We start from the raw sequence: 18,500 nt of genomic DNA, 5'->3' as shown, positions 1-18,500 counted from the left end.
CACGGCCCGGCCGACAGCATGACCGGACGGGCCTGTTGGGGGTTCGGCGCTCGCATGTCCGCCGTCGGCAGCTCTTGTGAAGCGTGGGGGGCGAACGGGAGCGGCCTCGCGCATGCAGGGTGAAAACAATGGTCCGCATGCCGACACGGCACACCTTTGCACAGGCCAGCAGGGCAGAACAAGGGATCTCCGGGTTTTGCGCAATGCCCTGACGGCGCGCCGAATTGACGAATCGTCAATGAGCGAGTCGGGGCCCTCCCGCCGTATCGGCACCGAAATTGCCCCGAGGATTCACGGCCGACCGCCGCGGCCATGACTCCAACCATTGGAACACGTCCCGACCTGCCTCATCCGTCCGTCCGCCGGCGTTCACGAACCAATGACCAATGGATTCAGGGACGTTCGCCGGAACGGTAGGCACCGGGCGGGACACCGTGGCTTTCGCGGAAAACCCGGTTGAAGTGGAACGGGCTGGGAAATCCGGACGCGGCGGCGATCCGCTCGACGGTCAGGTCGGTGCTCTCCAGCAGGCGGGCGGCGTGCCGCAGCCGCGCCTCGCGCACCGCGCGCATCGGGGTTGTGCCGGTCTGCTGGGTGAAGAGGTGCGCGAACCGGGACGGTGACAGCGCGACCCGCGCGGCGAGGGTGCCGACGGTGTGCGGCGCACCCGGGTCGGCGGCGATCAGCTCCTCGGCGCACCGCACCCGCCCGTCCCGGTCGTCCGGACCGCTCGGCGCCCGGCGCGCCCCGGCCACCGCGAGCAGGACGACCTCCTCGAGCGCACACAGAGCGAGCTCACGCGCCGCACTCCCGTGGGCGACGGCGACCCCCGCCGCGCCCGTCTCGAAGGCGCGGTCCTCCCCCGCTGGACGCGCGACCGCCCCGCCGCCTTCGGGGGGTGCGCCGGTGCCGGTCCAGCGGGAGTCGGTGAGCATGCGCTGGAAGGCCGCTTCGACGCGGGTGCGGCTGCCGTCCGGGGCGGTGACGGCGTACACGCCGTCACCGAGGGCGCACGGGCCCAGCCACTGGACCCAGGCGGGGCGGGCCCGGCAGTGGGTCCACCAGAAGCCCCAGCGGCCGACGTCGGGGGCGACCGTGTAACTGTGCGGGCCGCCGGGCGCGAGGACGACCAGGCCGCCGGGGCGGGCCCGGGTCCGGACGGCTCCCTGCCGGATCAGGCCCGCGCCGTCCGTGGTCCAGATGAGCAGCCAACTGGTCGCACCCTGCGGCCGGTTGATCCGGTAACCGGTCTGCTGGTGGTAGTGGCCGGTGACGACCGTGCCCGGTGGCGGGGCCGGGACAGCGGTTCCGGGCAAGTCCTCAGCGTTCATGGGCATCCTCTCCCCCGGCTCGTCCGCCTAGCGTGACAGCCCGGGGGCAGCCGAACGAGGAGGACGGTCATGACAGTCACGGGCAACGACAGCACCATCCTGAGGCAGTTCGAGGAGGACGGCTTCGCCGTCGTGAGGGGTCTGTTCGGGGCGGACGAAATCGACGCGCTGTGCGCGGAGTTCGCGGCGCTGCACGCGGCCGGGCGGCCCGTGCCGGGGCACTTCGAGCCGGGACCGACGGCGGACCCGCTGCACCGGTATCCGCGGGTGATGCAGCCGCACGAGATCAGCCCGGTCGCCCGGCGGTTCCTGCTGGACGCGCGGCTGCGAGTGGTCCTGGAGGGGCTGCTCGGGGAGGAGGTGCTGGCCGCGCAGAGCATGTTCTACTTCAAGCCGCCGGGCGCCCGGGGGCAGGCCCTGCACCAGGACAACTTCTATCTGCGGGTGGAGCCGGGGACCTGCGTGGCCGCCTGGGTCGCGTGTGAGGCGATCGACCGGGAGAACGGGGGCCTGGAGGTGGTGCCGGGCACGCACCGGATGGACCTGTTCTGCCCTGAGGAGTCGGACGAACGACTGTCGTTCGCCCGGGAGTACGTGGCACCGCCGGAGGGGCTCGCGGCGGTGCCGGTCGACATGGCTCCGGGGGACGTCCTGTTCTTCAACGGGAGCCTGGTGCACGGTTCCCAGCCGAACCGCTCCGGCGAGCGGTTCCGGCGGTCGTTCATCGGGCACTACGTGGGACGGTCGGCGGAGCGGATCGGGGGGTACTACCGGACGTTGACCATGAGCGGGGAGCGGGTCTCCCTGCTGGAGAGCGAGGGGGCGGGGCCCTGCGGGACGTCACGGTTGTGACGCGGTCGCGGGGGCGGCCCCTCAGTGGCCGGCGATCGGGTGGGGTCCGTAGGGGCGCTCCAGTTCCGCCAGTTCCTTGTCGCTGAGGCGGAGTTCGACCGCCGCCACCGCGTCGTCGAGGTGGTTCGGCTTGGACGCTCCGACGATCGGGGCCGTCACCGTGTCCTGGTGGAGGAGCCAGGACAGGGCCACCTGGGCGCGGGAGACACCGCGGTCGTCGGCGATGCGGGTGACCGCCTCGACGATCGCGCGGTCGCCCTCCTGGTAGAGGGTGCTGCCGAAGCCGTCGGTGGAGCTGCGGCCGGTGACCGTGCCCCAGTCCCGGGTGAGGCGGCCGCGGGCCAGCGGGCTCCACGGCAGCACGCCCACGCCCTGGTCGGCGCAGAGCGGCAGCATCTCCCGCTCCTCCTCGCGGTAGAGGAGGTTGTAGTGGTCCTGCATGGAGACGAACCGGGTCCAGCCGTTCCGCTCTGCCGTGTACTGAGCCTTGGAGAACTCCCAGGCGTACATCGAACTCGCCCCGATGTAACGCGCCTTGCCCGCCTTGACGACGTCGTGCAGCGCCTCCATCGTCTCCTCGATCGGCGTGGCGTGGTCGTAACGGTGGATCTGGTACAGGTCCACGTAGTCGGTGCCGAGGCGGGTGAGGCTGTGGTCGATCTCGGTGAGGATCGCCTTGCGGGACAGGCCGCCGCCGTTGGGGCCGGGGCGCATCCGGCCGTGCACCTTGGTGGCGAGCACGATCTCGTCACGCCGGGCGAAGTCGCGCAGCGCCCTGCCGACGATCTCCTCACTGGTGCCGTCGGAGTAGACGTTGGCGGTGTCGAAGAAGTTGATGCCCGCCTCCAGCGCCTGCCGGATGAGCGGGCGGGACGCCTCCTCGTCGAGGGTCCACTCGTGGTTGCCGCGGTCGGGCAGGCCGTAGGTCATGCAGCCGAGGCAGATCCGGGACACGTCCAGACCGGTGCGGCCGAGCTTCACGTACTCCATCGTTGACTCCCACCGTCGAGATCACGTTCTACAGCGAGCGTACGTCGGCCGGCCGGCCGGTCTCCTGTCACGCCGACGGGAACCGGTCGCCGTCAGCCGCGCTCCAGCAGCTCCAGCGCCCGCTCCCAGGCGAACTCGGGGCGTCCGCCGTCGGTTTCGGCCGTTGTGGCGTACGGGTCGGCGAAGCGGACCCCGAGCCCGCGCAGCCGCGCCACACTCTCCTGGTAGGCGGGGTGCGCGGCCAGCGCGTCGGCCACACACGGCAGCACGGCGATCGGGACGTCCAGGCCGAGGGCCTCGCACAGGGTGCCGACGGCGAGGGTGTCGGCGAGCCCGGCGGCCCACTTGTTGACGGTGTTGAAGGTGGCGGGGGCGACGGCCACGGCGTCCGGCGGCGGGAACGGGCGGGGGTCGGCGGGCCGCCGCCAGGCCGAGCGGATCGGACGGCCGGTGCGCGCCTCGGCCTCGGCGGTGTCGAAGAAGCCGTTCATGGCGACCGGCGTGGCGATCACCCCGACCTCCCAGCCGCGGTCCAGGGCCGCCGTGATCAGCCGGCCGACGCCGGCGGCGACCCCCGCCGCGCACACGACGAGGTAGAGGAAGGGCGCACGGGGCTCATCGGTCATCCGGGCACTGTATGCGGGGGCTACCGCAACGGAGACGTCCGGCCCCGCTCGGACTCCGGACGGGGTCCGTGGATCCGGCGCTCGTGCTCCTCGATCCGGACGTCGTTGATGCTCGCCTCGCGCCGGGTCATCAGCCCGTGCTCGTCGAACTCCCAGAGCTCGTTCCCGTACGACCGCCACCACTGGCCGGCCGCGTCGTGGCACTCGTACTGGAAGCGGACCGCGATGCGGTCGCCGTCGAAGGACCACAGGTCCTTGCGGAGCGCGTAGTCGAGTTCCCGGGCCCATTTGGCGGTGAGGAACCCGATGATCTCGGCGCGGCCGGTGACGAGGGTGCCGCGGTTGCGCCAGACCGAGTCCTCGGAGTAGGCGAGCGCCACCCGCTGGGGGTCACGGGTGTTCCAGGCGTCCTCGGCGGCCTGCACCTTCCGAGTCGCGGTCTCGTGGGTGAACGGCGGCAGGGGCGGACGGTCGGCCACGGTTTCCTCCTCAGACGGAGAACGCTCGTTCTCCGGGTCGCTGCTACCGTAGGAGAACGCTGGTTCTCGCGTCAAGGAAGGGTGTGGTCCGTCAATGGCCATGGACAGCGCGGTCGCCCGCGAGCAGGCTCTGGACGCGGCCGAGCGGCTGTTCTACGGGCGCGGGGTGCAGTCCGTCGGCATGGACGACGTACGCGGCGCCTCCGGGGTCTCGCTCAAACGGCTCTACCAGCTCTTTCCCGCGAAGGAGGAGCTCGTGGTCGCCTATCTGGAGCGGCGCGACGTGCGCTGGCGGCAGCGGCTCTCCGCGCACGTCGAACGGCAGGGCGACGCGCGGGAGCGGCCGCTCGCCGTGTTCGACTGGCTGGAGACCTGGTTCGGCGAGGCGGACTTCCGGGGGTGCGCCTGGATCAACGCGTACGGCGAACTGGGTGCCACCTCCGAACGGGTGGCGGCCCGGGTCCGGGACCACAAACAGGCGTTCCGGGACTACCTCACGGGACTCGTGGCCGACGCGGGGCTGGACGCCGCGCTCACCGGGCCGCTGTTCCTGCTGGCGGAGGGGGCGATGGTGACCGCCGGCATCACCGGGAGCACGGCGCCCGCCGCCGAGGCACGAGCGGCGGCCGCTGAGCTGCTGCGCGCGGGCCGCGCGGCCACCTGCCGCACGTCCTGCGGGTGACCGTCGAGGGCGACCGGGTGACGGCGTACGAGGTGATCGCCGGCCCGGCCCGGCTCCGGGGCCTCGAACTGGCGGTACTGGACGCGCCGACGGTGCCTAGCCCGTCGGCTCCTCGACCGTGATGGCGTTGACCGGGCAGGCGCGGGCCGCCTCCTTGACGAGTGGGTCGCCGCCGCCGTCGGCCATGCCGGGCAGCAGGGCGCTGAAGCCGTCGTCGTCCTGGGTGAACACGCTGGGGGCCGTCAGGGCGCACTGCCCGGCGCCGATACAGACGTCTCTGTCGATCTCGATGTGCATGGCAGGAGCCTCCTACCAGGTCACGGGGAGTTCCAGCATCCCCTGGATCGTGTCGCCGGGTTTGAAGGGGATCGTCTCCGGGGGTGCGGCGAGCCGCAGGTCCGGCAGCCGCTCCCACAGGGAGGTGAGCGCGATCTCCAGCTCGGCGCGGGCGAGGTTCTGGCCCAGGCACTGGTGGATGCCGAAGCCGAAGCCCACGTGGTGCCGGGCCGGGCGGTGCCAGTCGAGGGTGTCGGGGTCGTCGTAGACGGACTCGTCGCGGTTGATGACCGAGGTCGCGAAGAGCACGCCGTCGCCCTCGCGGATGGTGGTGCCGGCCACCTCGATGTCCTCCAGGGCGACCCGGAGCAGGCCGTCGGTGATGGACAGCATCCGCATCAGTTCCTCGACGGCGGCGGGCATCAGCGTGGGGTCGGCGCGCAGTTCGGCCAGCCGCTCGGGGTTCCGGAGCAGGGTGAAGGTACCGAGCGAGATCATGTTGGCGGTGGTCTCGTGCCCGGCGACCAGCAGGATCATGGCCAGCGAGAGGAGCTCGGCCCGCTCCAGCTCGCCGCTCGCGAGCCGCTCGTGGACGAGTTCGTCGAGGAGGCCGTCGCCGGGGAGGGTGTCCTTCTCCCTGCCGTCGACCAGGGTGCCCAGGTAGTCCTCCAGCTCGGTGCGGGCCGCCATCGAGTCCTCGGCCGTCGGGCCGCGCAGCAGCCGCCTGGACTGCGCCTCGAAGAACTCGTGGTCGGCGTAGGGCACGCCGAGCAGGTCGCAGATGACCATGGACGGCACGGGCAGGGCGAAGGAGCTCACCAGGTCGGCGGGCGGCCCCGCGGCGATCATCGTGTCGAGCAGTCCGTCGACGATCCGCTGGATGGACGGGCGCATCCGGGTGGCACGTTTGACGGTGAAGGCCGGGATCATCATCCGGCGCTTGGTCTGGTGTTCGGGGTCGTCCGTGCCCAGCAGGGCGATCCTGCGGTCACGGATCCCGGCGGCCCGTTCCGTCGGCATGGGGAACGCGGGCCGTCGGCGGTCGCTGGAGAGCCGGGCGTCGGAGAGCAGCGCGCGGGCCGTGGCGTGTCCGGTGACCATCCAGACGGGGCGGCCGTCGAACAGGGTCGCGCGGGAGAGCGGCCGCTCCTCGCGCAGGGGGTCGTAGGCGGACGGCGGGTGGTAGGGGCACGTGCGGTCCTGCGGCCAGGCCACGGCTGCGGCCGGCGCGGGGGGCGTGGCCGCCCCCAGGTCCGTCAGTTCGTTCATGGAAGACCTCGCAGACGAAAGTCGTACGTCGTGCCGATCTTCATTAGATGCTTCAGGCACCTATGGGTCGACCGCAAGTTCGGCCAGATCGGTGAATCGGCCGATCTGGCCGAACCAGGTACGGTCGGGGGACGGTTCCGCGCCGAAATTCGCTTGCCGGTACGGCGGCGAGGACCACAGGATCTGCGCATGACCACTCCTGACGCCCGTATGCCGCTGACCGCCACCGTCCGTACGGTGCCGGGTCGGCAGCAGCCGGAGCGCCCCTGGAGGCCCGAGCCCGCACGCCCGTGACGGCCGCGCTCGTCGCCGGCCTGCTCGCCGGGTACGGGATCGCCGTCCCGGTCGGCGCGGTCGGCACATATCTAGTGTCCCTCACGGCCCGCACGTCCCTGCGGACCGGCGTCTGCGCCGCGCTCGGCGTCGCCGGCGCGGACGGTCTGTACGCGCTGCTCGCCGCGGTCGGCGGGGCTGCGCTCGCGGCCGCGCTGCTGCCGGTGCTGACGCCGCTGCGCCTGCTCTCGGCGCTGGTCCTGGTGGCCCTCGCGGCGCGCGGGGCGGCCCTCGCGGTGAGCCAGTACCGAAGGCGGCACCTGGCGACCCGGACCGAGCGGCCGGTACCCGGCCCCGGACGGGCGTTTCTCGGCCTCCTCGGGATCACTCTGCTCAACCCCACCACGGTGATCTACTTCGCGGCGCTGGTGGTCGGCACCCGTTCGGCCGCCGCCGTACCGGCGCTGGATCAGGCCGTGTTCGTCCTCGCGGCCTTCGCCGCGTCCGCGAGCTGGCAGCTGTTGCTGGCGGGCGGCGGAGCCCTGCTCGGGCGGGCGCTGACCGGGCACCGGGGGCGGCTGGTCACGGCGCTCCTGTCGAGCTGCGTGATGCTGGGCCTCGCCGCGCGGGTGGCGCTGGCGTCCGGCTGAGGCCGGCCACGCCCGGGTCGGTGTCGTGCGGATGAAACCGGGGCACTCCCGGTGTTGAATCATGCTGTCAGTGACGGAAGAGACGAGGGGACGGACCTCATGCCTCTTGAGGGCGAGTACGAGCCCAGCCCGACCGCGTGGGTGCGGGAGCAGGTCGAGTTGTACGAGAGCTCGGGCGGGACGGAGGGCAACACCCTGATGGACACCGGGCTGCCCGTCATCCTGCTGACCACCCTGGGCGCGAAGAGCGGCAAGATCCGCAAGACCCCCCTGATGCGGGTGGAGCACGACGGGAAGTACGCGGTGGTCGCCTCGCAGGGCGGCGCTCCCAAGCACCCCGTCTGGTACTTCAACGTGAAGTCCCAGCCGCACGTCGAGCTCCAGGACGGGCCGGTCAAGCAGGACATGACCGCCCGTGAGGTCACCGGCGCGGAGAAGGCCGAGTGGTGGGAGCGCGCCGTCGCCGCGTACCCGCCGTACGCGGACTACCAGAAGAAGACGGACCGGCAGATCCCGGTCTTCGTCCTGGAGCCGCGGTAGCCGCCGGCGGGCCGGGAGGGGGAGCCGACGGTTCCGGGATTCCTTTCAGGCCGGGCACCGTCGGAATTTAGAAAAATCTGTTTCCGGGAGGCATGAACCGTTTCGGGCCCGGGCAGCCGAATGTCAGGCCCCGCCGCGTTCCCCCGTCGCGGCGGGGCTTTCCCGTGCCTCCTGCGCGGAGCGGTCGGTGACGTCCAGGAAGATGTGGTCGGTCTCGGCGAACGCCCCCGCGAGGGACCCCTTGATGCGCACCAGGACCTCCTCCACCCGTTCGCTGTCCAGCCCCGGCACCAGGTCGACCCGGGCCGCGACGAGTGTCGAGTCCAGTCCCAGCTTCATGGTGAACAGGGCTTCCACGGTGTCGATCTCCGGCTCCCCGGCCAGCTGCTCCCGGATCCTGTCGCTCAGCTCCGGGTCCGCGGCCTCCCCGATCAGCTGGGTACGGGCCTCGGCGCCGAGCCGGTAGGCCACGTACACCAGCAGGACGCCGATGGCCAGCGAGGCCGACGCCTCCCAGACGACCTGTCCGGTGACCATGTGCAGGGCCATGCCGACGATCGCGAGGAGGACGCCGACCACCGCGGTGCCGTCCTCGGCGACCACCGTGCGCAGCGCCGGGTCGCGCAGTCCGCGGTTCTCCCGGCGGGCCTGGAGCACCGCCCTCGCCAGGGACGCGCCCTCCGCGAGCAGGGCCACGCCGAGCATGATCAGGCCCGCCACATAGCCGCTCAGTGTCTCGTCCGCGCCGTCGCGCAGCGCCTCGACGCCCTGGAAGACGGAGAAGCAGCCGCCCATCACGAAGATTCCGACGGCCGCGAGCAGGGACCAGAAGAACCGCTCCTTGCCGTAGCCGAAGGGGTGCCGGGCGTCCGGGGGGCGGCGGCTGCGGCGCAGGGCGGCCAGCAGGAACACCTCGTTGAAGCTGTCGGCGACCGAGTGCGCGGCCTCGGAGAGCAGTGCGGGCGACCCGGCGACGACCCCGCCGACGGCCTTGGCGGCCGCGATCACCAGGTTGGCCGCGAGCGCCACGAACACCGTCAGACGGGTCCTGCTGTCGGAGGTCGACTGGTTCGCATCGTCTTTCGATTCTTCTTTCGATGAAGTCCCACTCACGACCGCCGACTGCCCCGCCGTGCGCTGATCACACCGTGCGGGCGGCGGTAATCGGGCACCATCGGGGGCAAGGAGGAGACATGAGCGACGACGGCAACAGCGCACTCGGGCACAAGGCGTTCTCCCGGTCCCGCAGCCACTTCTCGGACCGGATCACCGCGGACGGGCGGGACGGCTGGCCGGTGGCGGCCGGGCGCTACCGGCTGGTGGTGAGCCGCGCCTGCCCCTGGGCGAGCCGGGCACTGGTCGCGCGGCGGCTGCTCGGTCTGGAGGACGCCCTGTCGCTCGCGGTCGCCGACCCGATCCAGGACGACCGCAGCTGGCGCTTCACCCTCGACCCGGACGGCCGTGACCCGGTGCTGGGCATCCGGTACCTCAGCGAGGCCTACGACCGCCGCGAGACCGGATACCCGGGCGGGGTGAGCGTGCCGGCCGTCGTCGACGTGCCGAGCGGGCGACTGGTCACCAACGACTACCAGCAGCTGACCCTGGACCTGGCCACCGAGTGGACGGCGCTGCACCGGCCCGGGGCACCCGACCTCTACCCGCAGCGGCACCGGGACGAGATCGACACCGTGATGGCGGAGGTGTACGAGGACCTCAACAACGGCGTGTACCGTGCCGGGTTCGCGCACACCCAGGAGGAGTACGAGGCGGCCTGCACCGGGGTGTTCCGGCGGCTCGAAGCGCTCGCCGGTCGGCTGGCCGGGCAGCGCTACCTGGTCGGGGACACCATCACGGAGGCCGACATCCGGCTGTTCACCACGCTGGTGCGGTTCGACGCCGTCTACCACGGCCACTTCAAGTGCAACCGCTGGAAGCTGGCGGAGCAGCCGGTGCTGTGGGGGTACGTCAGGGACCTCTACCAGACACCGGGATTCGGTGACACCGTCGACTTCGACCACATCAAACGGCACTACTACCAGGTCCACACCGGGATCAACCCGACCGGGATCGTGCCCCTCGGCCCGGACACTGCCGGGTGGCTGACGCCCCATCACCGGGAGGAACTCGGCGGCCGGCCCTTCGGGGACGGGACACCGCCCGGCCCGGTACCGGCGGCCGAGGAGATCCCGGCGCCCGGACGCCCCTGAGAACCCCGAGGACGGCACGGCCCGGAGCAGTGCGCGGCGAGGAGGTCACGCCGGAGCGACGGCCGTCGGGCACTCCGGCGGAGTGCGGCCGACGGCCGGAAAAGGCGGCCGTGACGCGGGTTCAGCCCTGCTTGGGGGCCGCGGTGGGTACCAGGCGCAGGGTGAAGGAGTGTCCGGCCGGGTCGGCGTAGCCCCGTTCCTCGTACGGCCCTGCAGCGTCCTTCGTCTCGATCGGCCGTCCGCCGAGACCGACCACCCGGCGCTCCGCCTCGTCGAGGTCCTCGACCAGGAGCACGAGATGGGCCTGGAGGGAGTTCTCGGGGCGGGGCCAGCTGGGCGGGGTGGCGTTTACGTCACGCCGGAAGGCGATCCGGACACCGTCGGCGGCGCGGATCTCGACGAGGTTGGCGTTCGCGTCGCTCTCCTCGCCCTCCAGCAACTGCCGGTAGAAATGGGCGAGTTTCTCGGGTTCGGCGCAGTCGAGCACCACGACGGCCGCGGTCACCAGTGCCATGCTTCCTCCCTGGAAGGTCTCCCCGTGCGTCTGTCCCCGATGACGGCGTTCAGTCAGCCGCCGGCCACCCGCCGCCACGCATCGGATCGCCCGTCCTGCTTGCGCTGTTCGGCACTGCGTGCGGGCTGTGCGGTCATGGCCGCACGTCCCCCCGTTGGACGCGCTCGGCTTCCAGTGCCACTTCCATGCGCTGGGCGACCGGGCGGTACGCGACGCGCTGGACGCCGTCGAGGCGGCCCGGACCGCCAACGGCCCCCGCGACACGCGACCCCACCTGGCACACCTCCAGGTCGTGCACCCCGCCGACGTACCGCGCTTCGCCCAGCTCGGCGCCACCGCCAACATCCAGCCGCTGTGGGCCGCGCACGAACCGCAGCTGGACGAGCTGACCATTCCCTTCCTGGGCGCCGAACGGGCCGGGCGGCAGTACCCCTTCGGGTCGCTGCTGCGCTCTGGGGCGCGCCTCGCGGCCGGCAGCGACTGGCCGGTGAGCAGCCCCGACCCGCTCCAGGGCATCCATGTGGCTGTGAACCGGGTCGAACCGGGCGGCGACGCGCCGGTGTTCCTGCCGGAGCAGCGGCTGAGCCTCATGGCGGCGCTCACGGCGTACACGGCCGGATCGGCGTACGTGAACCACCTCGACGACACCGGCCGGGTGGCGGCCGGGGCACTGGCGGACCTGGTGGTCCTGGATCGCGATCCGTTCGCCGGCCCCCCGGAGGGCATCGCGGACGCGCGCGTCGCGCACACGTACGTCGGGGGCGCGCGAGTGTACTCGGCTCAGGAGGCGTGAGCAGTAACACACATCACGGCCGGGCCGCGCGTAGATCATTTACGCTCTGGGCAGCCTCGTAGCGCTTCACGGCTCAACTTTCGAGCCACGAAGGCCAGTTCGAGTGCACGGGTGGCCGGCAGGCCACCCGTCCGCAGGGACGGGGGGACTCTGCGCTCTGTCGCCCGGAAGGAAACACATGCCCCAGGACGTCACCTTCGACCTGCCCTTCGCCACCCCCGTCAGCGAGCGGCCGGAGCACACGCGCAGCACGTCGGAGGAGCCGCCGCGGGCGGCCGTCCTGACGCGTCCGCACGCCTGGGCTGAGACGGCGACGCGGGTGCCCGTCCGGTAGCGGCAGCGCTGCGACGAGAAGCGGTTCGCCGCGTCCGGCGACCGGCCGGCACGAGGCGGTGCGGCCCCGAAGGGCCGGGCGGCCCGCTCCACTTCCTCGGCCTGCCACGCGGCGGGCCGTGCACCCGGCGCGCCCGGCGCGCCCGTTCGCTTCCCGGAATCGACCGGCCGACGACCACGGTCGGTCGATTCCGTTGCCATGACCACAGTTCGAAGGAGACAGGTGTGCATTCCCAGGGTGCAGGTGCAGTTCCCGAGGCGTCCGCCGACAGCTCGGCCCCGGCGCGGCCGAGCACCGGGATCCAGCCCCCTCAGGCAGGGGAGATCCTGGCCGGTCTCTTGGCGCGAGGCGTCAACGGGAGCACGGAGCAGTACCGGAGGTGCCAGAACGCCGCCCGACGGCGGCTGGACGCGCTCGGCTCCCCGCACCCCGGCACCACCCTGCGGGTGGACGGGGCCCTCCACCTGGCGCAGCGCGCCTTCCTCCCGCCCGACGAGGAGGGCTACGCCAGGCTGCGGCACCTCGACACCAGCCTGCGCCTGATCGAAGCGGCCTTCCCCCAGGTCGCCACCGATGCGGAACTCTGCCGGCTGACCTGCCTGATGCTGGAGGGGGCCTGGCGGACCCGCGCGCTCACCCCGCCGCGCGAGGAGGAGCAGACCGCCGCCTGCGCCTGCCTCCTGTGCCGCCGGCTGCCCACGCCCCCGGCACGCACGCCGGCCGACTACCGCTGGCGGCAGAGCGCCGGTCGCCCCCTCGCCGTCAAGAACTGGCCCTACCGTCGGGAACTCGACAGTGTCCTGACCGGTGGCTGGTCCTGGACGCGGCAGATGAACGACCTGGAACAGGACCTGGGCCACCGCCACCGCTTCGAGGACGACATCCTCGTCTTCCACGAGTACAAACGCGTGATCGACACCATCGACACCACGCGCCTCACCCAGCACGTCGAGGACCGCCTCGCCGAGAACTTCAGCACCAACAGCGCCCGGGCCCTGGTCTCCGGACTCTTCGCGGCCCACAAGCGGTCCGTCGACGAGTACTGGCTGCGACAGCACCACGCGGGCAACGTGGTGCTCCCCCAGACCAACCCGCTCGGCCAGAGCACCTATTCGGTCCTGCAGATGCTGGACTGCCTGTTCTGGCACGTCGCGCCCGACGCCGAACTCTGGCAGGAGGAGAACCTCGCCTCCCTGCTGCTGTGCCGCGTCATCGACGACATGGCAGACGTCCGGGCCGACGCCCTCACCGGCGAGATCAGCAACTTCTGGCTCGCCGAGATGCCCACCCACACCAAGGCCCTCTACGCCGCCTGCGCGATAGCCATCGTCAAGTACGGCTGCATGCCCGAGGCGCACCGCCCGATGTGGAACACCTGGCTGATGACCACCACCATCGTCTGGATGGGGCTCACGGGCCGCCACGCCCTGTGGTTCGACGGCATCACCCAGGGCCTCCCGCCGGCGGACGGATGCCCGCTGTGCGACCTGCAGCCCGACTCGTGCAGCGGTCTGCTGACCCACGGCACCACGCTCACCGTCTCCCCGCGGCCCACCGTGCCGGCCCTGAGCCCCAGGACCGCCGAGCTGTCCGCGCGCTGCCGCGCCCAGTACCCCGGGACGTGGGCGCTCTTCGATGCCGAACTGCACGCCTTCGAGGCGCTGCACGGCCCTTGGTACGGCGACACCGACAGCACCTGGGAGATCCTGCGCCGCACCTACGTCGCCGCCGTGGAGGCATCGAGCGCCGCGACGAACCCGGACCGCGCCCGTGAGATCCAGCAGGACGCCGGCGTGGTCGGGTCCGAGAGGTTCCACGCCCTGCACGACCCCGCGACCGGGCGGGAGGACACCGCGCTGCTGGCCTACATGTTCGCCTGCGCCCACCCGCACTTCCTCTGGAACGCCACGGGATACCGTCCCTCGGGCGTCCAGGGCGACTGGCTCGACGGCTGACACCTCGTCCCGGGTCGGGAAGACGCCGCTGCCCGGTCGGGTGACCGACCGGGCAGCGTGGCGACCGGGCTCATACCGGCGGGCCGGTACCGGCGGGCCTATACCGGGAACTCGACCGGCAGGCTGTCGAGCAGGGACATCCAGGTGGACGCGGTCTCGGTGAGCTCCTCCGGCGGCACGGCGAGCCGCACCCCCGGCAGCCGGTGCAGCAGCACGTCCACCGCGATCTCGATGATGGAGAGCCCGATGCTCTGCCCCGGGCACTCGTGGGGACCGGCGCTGAACGCCAGGTGCGACCCGTTGCCCTGGACCGAGACGTCCGGGTCGGGCCGGACCTCGGGGTCGAGGTTGCCCGGTGCGAGGCCGAGGAGGAGCAGGTCGCCCTCGGTGATGCGGTGGCCGCCCAGTTCGACGTCGCTGACGGCGAAGCGGCCGGGCAGCACGGACAGCGGCGGGGAGTTCCACATGACCTCCTCCACCAGCGCGGAGACGGTCAGCTGGCCGCTGGTCAGGCCGGAGAGCCGGGAGGCGTCCGTGAGGATCAGCTGCAGCACCCGGGACAGCAGGTTGCTGGTCGTACTGTGCCCGGCCACCAGCACCAGGCGCAGATGGCTGACGACCTCGTCGTGGTCGAGGGCCGCGGGGTGCTCCAGCAGACCGGTGGTGAAGTCGGAGCCGGGCTCGGCCCGCTTGCGCTCGACGAGGTCGCCGAGGATCTCCCTGATGATGCCGTCGTGCAGGATCGCGTCCTCGCCGCCCTGGAACACCATGGCGCTGGACTCGACCAGCCGGCGCCCCTCCGCCTCGGAGAGGCCGAGAACGCGGGTGAGGATCAGCATCGGCAGGTAGCCGGCGTAGTCCGTCACCAGATCGGCGCGGCCGTCCTGCGCGAACGCGTCGATCTGCTTGTTGGCGAAGTGCGTGGCGTGCCGCCTGATCCCGCGGCCGACGGCGGCCTGCAGTCCGTCGTTGACGGCACCGCGCAGGCGGCGGTGCGCCTCTCCGTCCTGGGAGACGCAGTCGGGGCGCCAGGCGACCATCGGGACCAGCGGATGGTTCTCCGCGATCCGGCCCTCCCGCCAGTCCCGCCAGATCCGCGCGTCCCGGGCGAACTGGCGGGGGTTGTCGAGGACCCGCCGGCTGTCCCGGTAGCCCAGCACCAGCCAGGCACCGATGTCGCCCTCCAGCAGCACCGGTGCGACGGAGCCGTGCTCCTTGCGCAACCGCTCGTAGATGCCCAGCGGGTCGGTCGCCGCCTCCGGCCCGTACAGCCGGGTCAGTTCGGCCGAACCGTGCGCGACCGGGCAGCCGCGGGGGGCGTCGGGACGGTCGTGGTTCTGGTCGTTCATCGGGGCTCCAGTGCGACGGCGGAGCGTTCCTTCAGATGACGTATCAGGGTGATCAGTACGTCACGGCTGGAGGCCCGGTCCCGGGCGTCGCAGGCCACGATCGGGGTGTGCGGGGAGATGTCCAGGGCGTCCCGGATCTCCTCGATGGGGTGTTCCTTGCAGTCCGGGAAGACGTTCAGGGCGATGACGAACGGCACGTTCTGCCGCTCCATCTCCTCGATCGCCCGGAAGCTGGAGGCCAGCCGCCGGGTGTCCACCAGGACCACGGCTCCGAGCGCGCCCTTGAACAGGCCGTTCCACAGGAACCAGAACCGTTCCTGTCCGGGGGTGCCGAACAGGTACAGCATCAGGCTCTCGTTGAGGCTGATCTTGCCGAAGTCGAGGCTGACCGTGGTCTCCGCCTTGTCCGCGACGCCGATGAGGTTGTCGACGCCGACGGTGGCCTGGGTGAGGGTCTCCTCGGTGGTGAGCGGCTTGATGTCACTGACGGAGCGGACCATGGTGGTCTTCCCGGTGCCGAACCCCCCGGCGATCATCACCTTGACCGAGCGGGTCCCCCCGGCACCGGGGTCGCCGGGATGGTCAAAGCCTTTCAAGTCCACTGAGTACCTCCTGAAGGAGCGCGAGGTCAGGCCCGCGTCCGGCGTGGTGCGCCGGAATGGGATCACGGGCTTCAATACGGCCTGCGTCCAGCAGATCCGCCAACAGCACCGCGAGAATGTTGAAGGGCAATCCGAGATGGGCGGTGAGTTCGGCCACCGACAGCGGATCACGGCAGCGCCGGACTATCTCCTCGTACTCGTGCTGCATCCCCGGGACGGGGGCGGTGCGAGAGACGACGAGGGTGGCCACGTCGAGACTCGACGCCGCCCCGCCCGGTCCACTGCGTCCCCCGGTGAGGACGTAATAACGCTCTAGACCGGACGGGTCCGTTGGCCGGCGGGGAGCACTCATCCAGAGTGCTCCTCCAGGCGCGGAGAGGTGCCGAGCAGCTCGCCCATCCGCCGGGAGAGGTCCCTCATCTGATGCCCGAGCAGCCCCTGGTCGAGCCCTTCGCGGGCGAGGACCCCGAGATACGTCTCCACACCGGCCCGTACGACGAAGAGGTGACCGCCGTCGACCTCGATCATCGCCAGCCGCAGTTGCCCCGCGTACTTGGGGAACTGCTCGGCGACCGGCTGGGCGAGCGCCTGCAGCCCGGCCACCACCGCCGCGAAGCGGTCCACGTCGTCGGGGTCCTCGGCGCCGAAGGAGGTGATCGCCTTGCCGTCGCTGGAGGCCACGAGGGCGAAACGGATCTCCGGGATGCTCTCCACCAGATCACGGAGCGCCCAGCTCACGTCGGTTCCCTGTTGCGTCATGTGGACTAGTCGCTCTCTTCAGTGCGGTGCTCGGCGGACCCGCGTCCGTCGGCGGCGTCATCGGCGCCGTCCGGGGTCACGAGTGCCACGTCGTCTTCGTCTCCGGTCAACTCGGCCTCGCTGGGGACCGCTTCGTCGGCCGCGGGCGCGCGGCCCGCGGTGGCGAAGGCGGCCAGGCCCGCGAAGGACTCCTCGGGCGGGACCGCGGGGAACGCGGCGCCCTGGGTGCGGGCGGTGCGCTCCTGCGGCTGCTCCTCCTCGCGGCGCCGGCTGCGCCGCCGGGGCAGGCCGCCCGGGGTGGTGTCCTGGATCTCGCCGGACTCCGGCTGGGTGACGGTTTCGACGGCGACCGGGCCGTGCGCCTGCACCGGGGACGCGGCGGCGGGGGCGGCCGTCGCGGGGGCCGGGGCGGCGGAGGCCGCGGGCAGCGGGCTGAAGTACTTGTGCGGGACCACGACGACCACCGAGGTGCCGAGCCAGGGCGAGTCCGCGAAGGTGACCCGGATGCCGTAGCGGCGGGCCAGGATGCCGACGACCCGCAGGCCGATGTTGGCGTCCTCGGAGATGCCGCCGAGACCGGGTCCGGCCGCGGTGCCGGCCAGGGAGTGCTCGGCCTCGCGCTTCTTCTCCTCGCTCAGGCCCTTGCCGGAGTCCTGGATCTCGATGCCGACGCCGTTGGGCACCTCCTTGCCGGACACGACGACCGGCTCGGTGGGCGGCGAGTAGCGGGCCGCGTTGTCCAGGAGGTGGGAGAAGATCAGCGTGAGGTGGTCCACCAGACCGCCGTCGACGCCGAGTTCGGGCAGGTGCCGGACCTCCACGCGGTGGAAGTCCTTGATCCGGCCGATGCCGCCGCGGACCACGCTGAGCAGTCGCTGGGGCTCCTGCCACTGCCGGCCCGGGCGGTCCGAGCCGCCGAGCACACCGATGCTCGCGGCGAGCGAGTCGGCGGGGCCGAGTTCCTGGTCGAGCTCCATGAGTCCGCGGGCCACGGCGGGCAGCCGGCCGTGTTCGCCCTGCATCTCGTGCAGGCGGCCGCGCAGCTTGCTGGTGAGGACGTGGATGCGGTTGCCGATGCTGATCACGGCCTGTTCGGCGGAGGTCGAGCGGTTGAACTCCTCCTCCACGCTGATCAGGGAGGTGCGCAGGATCCGGCGCAGGTCGGCCTGGAGGTCCTTGTCGACGTTGGCGCACTGGTCGGTCGCGGGCAGCAGGTCGTCGATGGCGTCGCCCTCGCGCAGCCGCTTCAGCGCCTCGGGCAGCTGCTGGTCGGCGAGCCGGGAGATCGCGCCGCGCTGGTGGGTGACCTGCTCCTGCCAGGCCTCGGCCTGGTCGGCGAGCTGCGCCTCGGCGGCCTTCACCTGTTCGGTGAGCCGTTCCTCGTAGACCCTGGCCTGGTCGGCCAGTTGGGCGTCGTACTGGGCGGTCCGCTCACCGAGCTGGGCCTCGAAGGCGGACGCCTGCTCGTTCAGCCGGCTCTCCAGCGTGGCGCGCTCGGCCGCGAACTTCCGTTCCAGACCCGAGACATGCTGCTGCCACTGCTGGGAGTGCTCGGCCTGCGAGCTGCGGAACGAGCCCTCGGCGCTGCGCAGCTGGCGCTGCGAGCGGATCAGCAGTCGTACACACACGAAGCTGGCCGCGGTGGCCGCGGCGCCTGCGACGGCCGCGGTTATTCGCTCGGAGCTCATGAACGTGGCGGCGACCGTCCCTCCCCCTAAGGCCAGTGGCATCAACCACCAGCTGTACCAGGCGACAGGGGCCCGCGCCGCCGGCGGCGGAGTGGCGAGTTCCATCTGCATCCTTCGAAGCAACACAATCGAACAACAGCGAACAGGGGCAGTGTGCGAAGGCCGCACTCACGAGCACGCACGGCGGGACGGAACCCCGCGGGGTGCGTCAACTCGCTGTGACGGAGTGGAGCTTATCGGGTTTGAACCCCAAAGGATCAACCTCGGCAAGTAGATGAAGTGAGGGTTCCGTCACGCTCCGCCAGTTGACGCGAAATCAACAAATGCCCAT

At 71.7% G+C, this 18,500-nt stretch carries 20 protein-coding genes and 1 pseudogene; 8 read left to right on the top strand and 13 right to left on the bottom strand.

The features are described 5' to 3' along the window. Nucleotides 1–392: 392 nt before the first annotated feature. The gene (locus ACZ3KP_RS03665; RefSeq protein WP_467495996.1) at nucleotides 393–1,331 is read right to left on the bottom strand and encodes a helix-turn-helix domain-containing protein; all 939 of its coding nucleotides are present in this window, start codon (nucleotides 1,329–1,331) and stop codon (nucleotides 393–395) included. 69 nt (nucleotides 1,332–1,400) lie between these two features. On the opposite strand from ACZ3KP_RS03665, the gene ACZ3KP_RS03660 reads away from it, so the two are divergent. Then, nucleotides 1,401–2,183, top strand: coding sequence for a phytanoyl-CoA dioxygenase family protein (locus tag ACZ3KP_RS03660; RefSeq protein WP_467495995.1), 783 nt, complete (start codon nucleotides 1,401–1,403; stop codon nucleotides 2,181–2,183). A 21-nt stretch (nucleotides 2,184–2,204) separates the two neighbouring features. Here the strand turns inward: ACZ3KP_RS03660 and ACZ3KP_RS03655 are convergent, their stop codons facing one another. The 3 genes from ACZ3KP_RS03655 to ACZ3KP_RS03645 all read right to left on the bottom strand — a co-directional run bounded on the left by ACZ3KP_RS03655 (nucleotide 2,205) and on the right by ACZ3KP_RS03645 (nucleotide 4,278). After that, nucleotides 2,205–3,173 (bottom strand): aldo/keto reductase, encoded by a 969-nt coding sequence (locus ACZ3KP_RS03655; protein ID WP_467495993.1) that lies wholly within the window; start codon nucleotides 3,171–3,173, stop codon nucleotides 2,205–2,207. A 92-nt stretch (nucleotides 3,174–3,265) separates the two neighbouring features. Continuing rightward, a complete protein-coding gene (locus tag ACZ3KP_RS03650; RefSeq protein WP_132894313.1) occupies nucleotides 3,266–3,799 on the bottom strand; it encodes a flavoprotein in 534 nt (177 codons plus the stop codon). A 20-nt stretch (nucleotides 3,800–3,819) separates the two neighbouring features. Beyond that, on the bottom strand, nucleotides 3,820–4,278 hold the full coding sequence (locus tag ACZ3KP_RS03645; RefSeq protein WP_467495991.1) for a nuclear transport factor 2 family protein: 459 nt from the start codon (nucleotides 4,276–4,278) through the stop codon (nucleotides 3,820–3,822). 100 nt (nucleotides 4,279–4,378) lie between these two features. On the opposite strand from ACZ3KP_RS03645, the gene ACZ3KP_RS03640 reads away from it, so the two are divergent. Then, nucleotides 4,379–4,960: a TetR/AcrR family transcriptional regulator gene (locus ACZ3KP_RS03640; RefSeq protein WP_467496763.1), complete on the top strand. Its 582-nt coding sequence runs from the start codon at nucleotides 4,379–4,381 to the stop codon at nucleotides 4,958–4,960. A gap of 96 nt (nucleotides 4,961–5,056) precedes the next feature. On the opposite strand, the gene ACZ3KP_RS03635 is transcribed toward ACZ3KP_RS03640, so the two are convergent. Continuing rightward, on the bottom strand, nucleotides 5,057–5,257 hold the full coding sequence (locus ACZ3KP_RS03635; protein WP_467495990.1) for a ferredoxin: 201 nt from the start codon (nucleotides 5,255–5,257) through the stop codon (nucleotides 5,057–5,059). A gap of 12 nt (nucleotides 5,258–5,269) precedes the next feature. Next, nucleotides 5,270–6,505, bottom strand: a complete 1,236-nt coding sequence (locus ACZ3KP_RS03630; RefSeq protein ID WP_467495988.1) for a cytochrome P450 — start codon at nucleotides 6,503–6,505, stop codon at nucleotides 5,270–5,272. A gap of 290 nt (nucleotides 6,506–6,795) precedes the next feature. On the opposite strand from ACZ3KP_RS03630, the gene ACZ3KP_RS03625 reads away from it, so the two are divergent. Both ACZ3KP_RS03625 and ACZ3KP_RS03620 read left to right on the top strand, forming a co-directional pair. Then, the gene (locus ACZ3KP_RS03625) at nucleotides 6,796–7,428 is read left to right on the top strand and encodes a LysE family transporter (RefSeq protein WP_467495986.1); all 633 of its coding nucleotides are present in this window, start codon (nucleotides 6,796–6,798) and stop codon (nucleotides 7,426–7,428) included. Nucleotides 7,429–7,527: 99 nt separating this feature from the next. Further along, nucleotides 7,528–7,968 (top strand): nitroreductase family deazaflavin-dependent oxidoreductase, encoded by a 441-nt coding sequence (locus ACZ3KP_RS03620; RefSeq protein ID WP_358979342.1) that lies wholly within the window; start codon nucleotides 7,528–7,530, stop codon nucleotides 7,966–7,968. 123 nt (nucleotides 7,969–8,091) lie between these two features. Here the strand turns inward: ACZ3KP_RS03620 and ACZ3KP_RS03615 are convergent, their stop codons facing one another. Then, complete coding sequence (locus ACZ3KP_RS03615; RefSeq protein ID WP_467495984.1) at nucleotides 8,092–9,081, bottom strand: cation diffusion facilitator family transporter; 990 nt, start codon at nucleotides 9,079–9,081, stop codon at nucleotides 8,092–8,094. A gap of 80 nt (nucleotides 9,082–9,161) precedes the next feature. On the opposite strand from ACZ3KP_RS03615, the gene ACZ3KP_RS03610 reads away from it, so the two are divergent. Further along, nucleotides 9,162–10,175, top strand: coding sequence for a glutathione S-transferase family protein (locus ACZ3KP_RS03610; protein WP_467495982.1), 1,014 nt, complete (start codon nucleotides 9,162–9,164; stop codon nucleotides 10,173–10,175). A 121-nt stretch (nucleotides 10,176–10,296) separates the two neighbouring features. On the opposite strand, the gene ACZ3KP_RS03605 is transcribed toward ACZ3KP_RS03610, so the two are convergent. Continuing rightward, nucleotides 10,297–10,689, bottom strand: coding sequence for a VOC family protein (locus ACZ3KP_RS03605; RefSeq protein WP_467495980.1), 393 nt, complete (start codon nucleotides 10,687–10,689; stop codon nucleotides 10,297–10,299). Nucleotides 10,690–10,831: 142 nt separating this feature from the next. On the opposite strand from ACZ3KP_RS03605, the pseudogene ACZ3KP_RS03600 reads away from it, so the two are divergent. The 3 genes and pseudogenes from ACZ3KP_RS03600 to ACZ3KP_RS03590 all read left to right on the top strand — a co-directional run. Further along, nucleotides 10,832–11,482: pseudogene (locus ACZ3KP_RS03600) on the top strand (amidohydrolase); the annotation flags it as partial. 178 nt (nucleotides 11,483–11,660) lie between these two features. After that, the gene (locus ACZ3KP_RS03595) at nucleotides 11,661–11,816 is read left to right on the top strand and encodes a hypothetical protein (RefSeq protein ID WP_467495978.1); all 156 of its coding nucleotides are present in this window, start codon (nucleotides 11,661–11,663) and stop codon (nucleotides 11,814–11,816) included. A 224-nt stretch (nucleotides 11,817–12,040) separates the two neighbouring features. After that, nucleotides 12,041–13,771, top strand: coding sequence for a hypothetical protein (locus tag ACZ3KP_RS03590; RefSeq protein ID WP_467495976.1), 1,731 nt, complete (start codon nucleotides 12,041–12,043; stop codon nucleotides 13,769–13,771). A 98-nt stretch (nucleotides 13,772–13,869) separates the two neighbouring features. Here the strand turns inward: ACZ3KP_RS03590 and ACZ3KP_RS03585 are convergent, their stop codons facing one another. From ACZ3KP_RS03585 to ACZ3KP_RS03565, 5 genes are read right to left on the bottom strand one after another with little or no spacing between them, the layout of a single operon-like run. Continuing rightward, on the bottom strand, nucleotides 13,870–15,120 hold the full coding sequence (locus ACZ3KP_RS03585) for a cytochrome P450 (RefSeq protein WP_467495974.1): 1,251 nt from the start codon (nucleotides 15,118–15,120) through the stop codon (nucleotides 13,870–13,872). Further along, the gene (locus ACZ3KP_RS03580; RefSeq protein ID WP_132892405.1) at nucleotides 15,117–15,722 is read right to left on the bottom strand and encodes a GTP-binding protein; all 606 of its coding nucleotides are present in this window, start codon (nucleotides 15,720–15,722) and stop codon (nucleotides 15,117–15,119) included. Before ACZ3KP_RS03580 ends, ACZ3KP_RS03585 begins: the two co-directional genes overlap by 4 nt. Continuing rightward, nucleotides 15,703–16,074: a DUF742 domain-containing protein gene (locus tag ACZ3KP_RS03575; RefSeq protein WP_132892406.1), complete on the bottom strand. Its 372-nt coding sequence runs from the start codon at nucleotides 16,072–16,074 to the stop codon at nucleotides 15,703–15,705. Before ACZ3KP_RS03575 ends, ACZ3KP_RS03580 begins: the two co-directional genes overlap by 20 nt. Beyond that, nucleotides 16,071–16,481 carry a roadblock/LC7 domain-containing protein gene (locus ACZ3KP_RS03570; RefSeq protein ID WP_046733906.1) on the bottom strand — a complete coding sequence of 137 codons (411 nt, stop codon included), beginning with the start codon at nucleotides 16,479–16,481 and terminating at the stop codon, nucleotides 16,071–16,073. Before ACZ3KP_RS03570 ends, ACZ3KP_RS03575 begins: the two co-directional genes overlap by 4 nt. A 5-nt stretch (nucleotides 16,482–16,486) precedes the next feature. Beyond that, the gene (locus tag ACZ3KP_RS03565) at nucleotides 16,487–18,274 is read right to left on the bottom strand and encodes an ATP-binding protein (RefSeq protein ID WP_467495970.1); all 1,788 of its coding nucleotides are present in this window, start codon (nucleotides 18,272–18,274) and stop codon (nucleotides 16,487–16,489) included. Nucleotides 18,275–18,500: the final 226 nt, after the last annotated feature.

This window comes from Streptomyces sp. NPDC020958 (assembly GCF_055562175.1).
Note: the sequence above shows the minus strand (reverse complement) of the source record. Positions and strands in the feature narration are given on the sequence as shown.

What these genes read in the sequence shown, in the direction of transcription:
- ACZ3KP_RS03665 (WP_467495996.1), bottom strand. Translation starts at nt 1,331, where the DNA reads ATGAACGCTGAGGACTTGCCCGGAACCGCTGTCCCGGCCCCGCCACCG.
- ACZ3KP_RS03660 (WP_467495995.1), top strand. Translation starts at nt 1,401, where the DNA reads ATGACAGTCACGGGCAACGACAGCACCATCCTGAGGCAGTTCGAGGAG.
- ACZ3KP_RS03655 (WP_467495993.1), bottom strand. Translation starts at nt 3,173, where the DNA reads ATGGAGTACGTGAAGCTCGGCCGCACCGGTCTGGACGTGTCCCGGATC.
- ACZ3KP_RS03650 (WP_132894313.1), bottom strand. Translation starts at nt 3,799, where the DNA reads ATGACCGATGAGCCCCGTGCGCCCTTCCTCTACCTCGTCGTGTGCGCG.
- ACZ3KP_RS03640 (WP_467496763.1), top strand. Translation starts at nt 4,379, where the DNA reads ATGGACAGCGCGGTCGCCCGCGAGCAGGCTCTGGACGCGGCCGAGCGG.
- ACZ3KP_RS03635 (WP_467495990.1), bottom strand. Translation starts at nt 5,257, where the DNA reads ATGCACATCGAGATCGACAGAGACGTCTGTATCGGCGCCGGGCAGTGC.
- ACZ3KP_RS03630 (WP_467495988.1), bottom strand. Translation starts at nt 6,505, where the DNA reads ATGAACGAACTGACGGACCTGGGGGCGGCCACGCCCCCCGCGCCGGCC.
- ACZ3KP_RS03620 (WP_358979342.1), top strand. Translation starts at nt 7,528, where the DNA reads ATGCCTCTTGAGGGCGAGTACGAGCCCAGCCCGACCGCGTGGGTGCGG.
- ACZ3KP_RS03610 (WP_467495982.1), top strand. Translation starts at nt 9,162, where the DNA reads ATGAGCGACGACGGCAACAGCGCACTCGGGCACAAGGCGTTCTCCCGG.
- ACZ3KP_RS03605 (WP_467495980.1), bottom strand. Translation starts at nt 10,689, where the DNA reads ATGGCACTGGTGACCGCGGCCGTCGTGGTGCTCGACTGCGCCGAACCC.
- ACZ3KP_RS03595 (WP_467495978.1), top strand. Translation starts at nt 11,661, where the DNA reads ATGCCCCAGGACGTCACCTTCGACCTGCCCTTCGCCACCCCCGTCAGC.
- ACZ3KP_RS03585 (WP_467495974.1), bottom strand. Translation starts at nt 15,120, where the DNA reads ATGAACGACCAGAACCACGACCGTCCCGACGCCCCCCGCGGCTGCCCG.
- ACZ3KP_RS03575 (WP_132892406.1), bottom strand. Translation starts at nt 16,074, where the DNA reads ATGAGTGCTCCCCGCCGGCCAACGGACCCGTCCGGTCTAGAGCGTTAT.
- ACZ3KP_RS03570 (WP_046733906.1), bottom strand. Translation starts at nt 16,481, where the DNA reads ATGACGCAACAGGGAACCGACGTGAGCTGGGCGCTCCGTGATCTGGTG.
- ACZ3KP_RS03565 (WP_467495970.1), bottom strand. Translation starts at nt 18,274, where the DNA reads ATGGAACTCGCCACTCCGCCGCCGGCGGCGCGGGCCCCTGTCGCCTGG.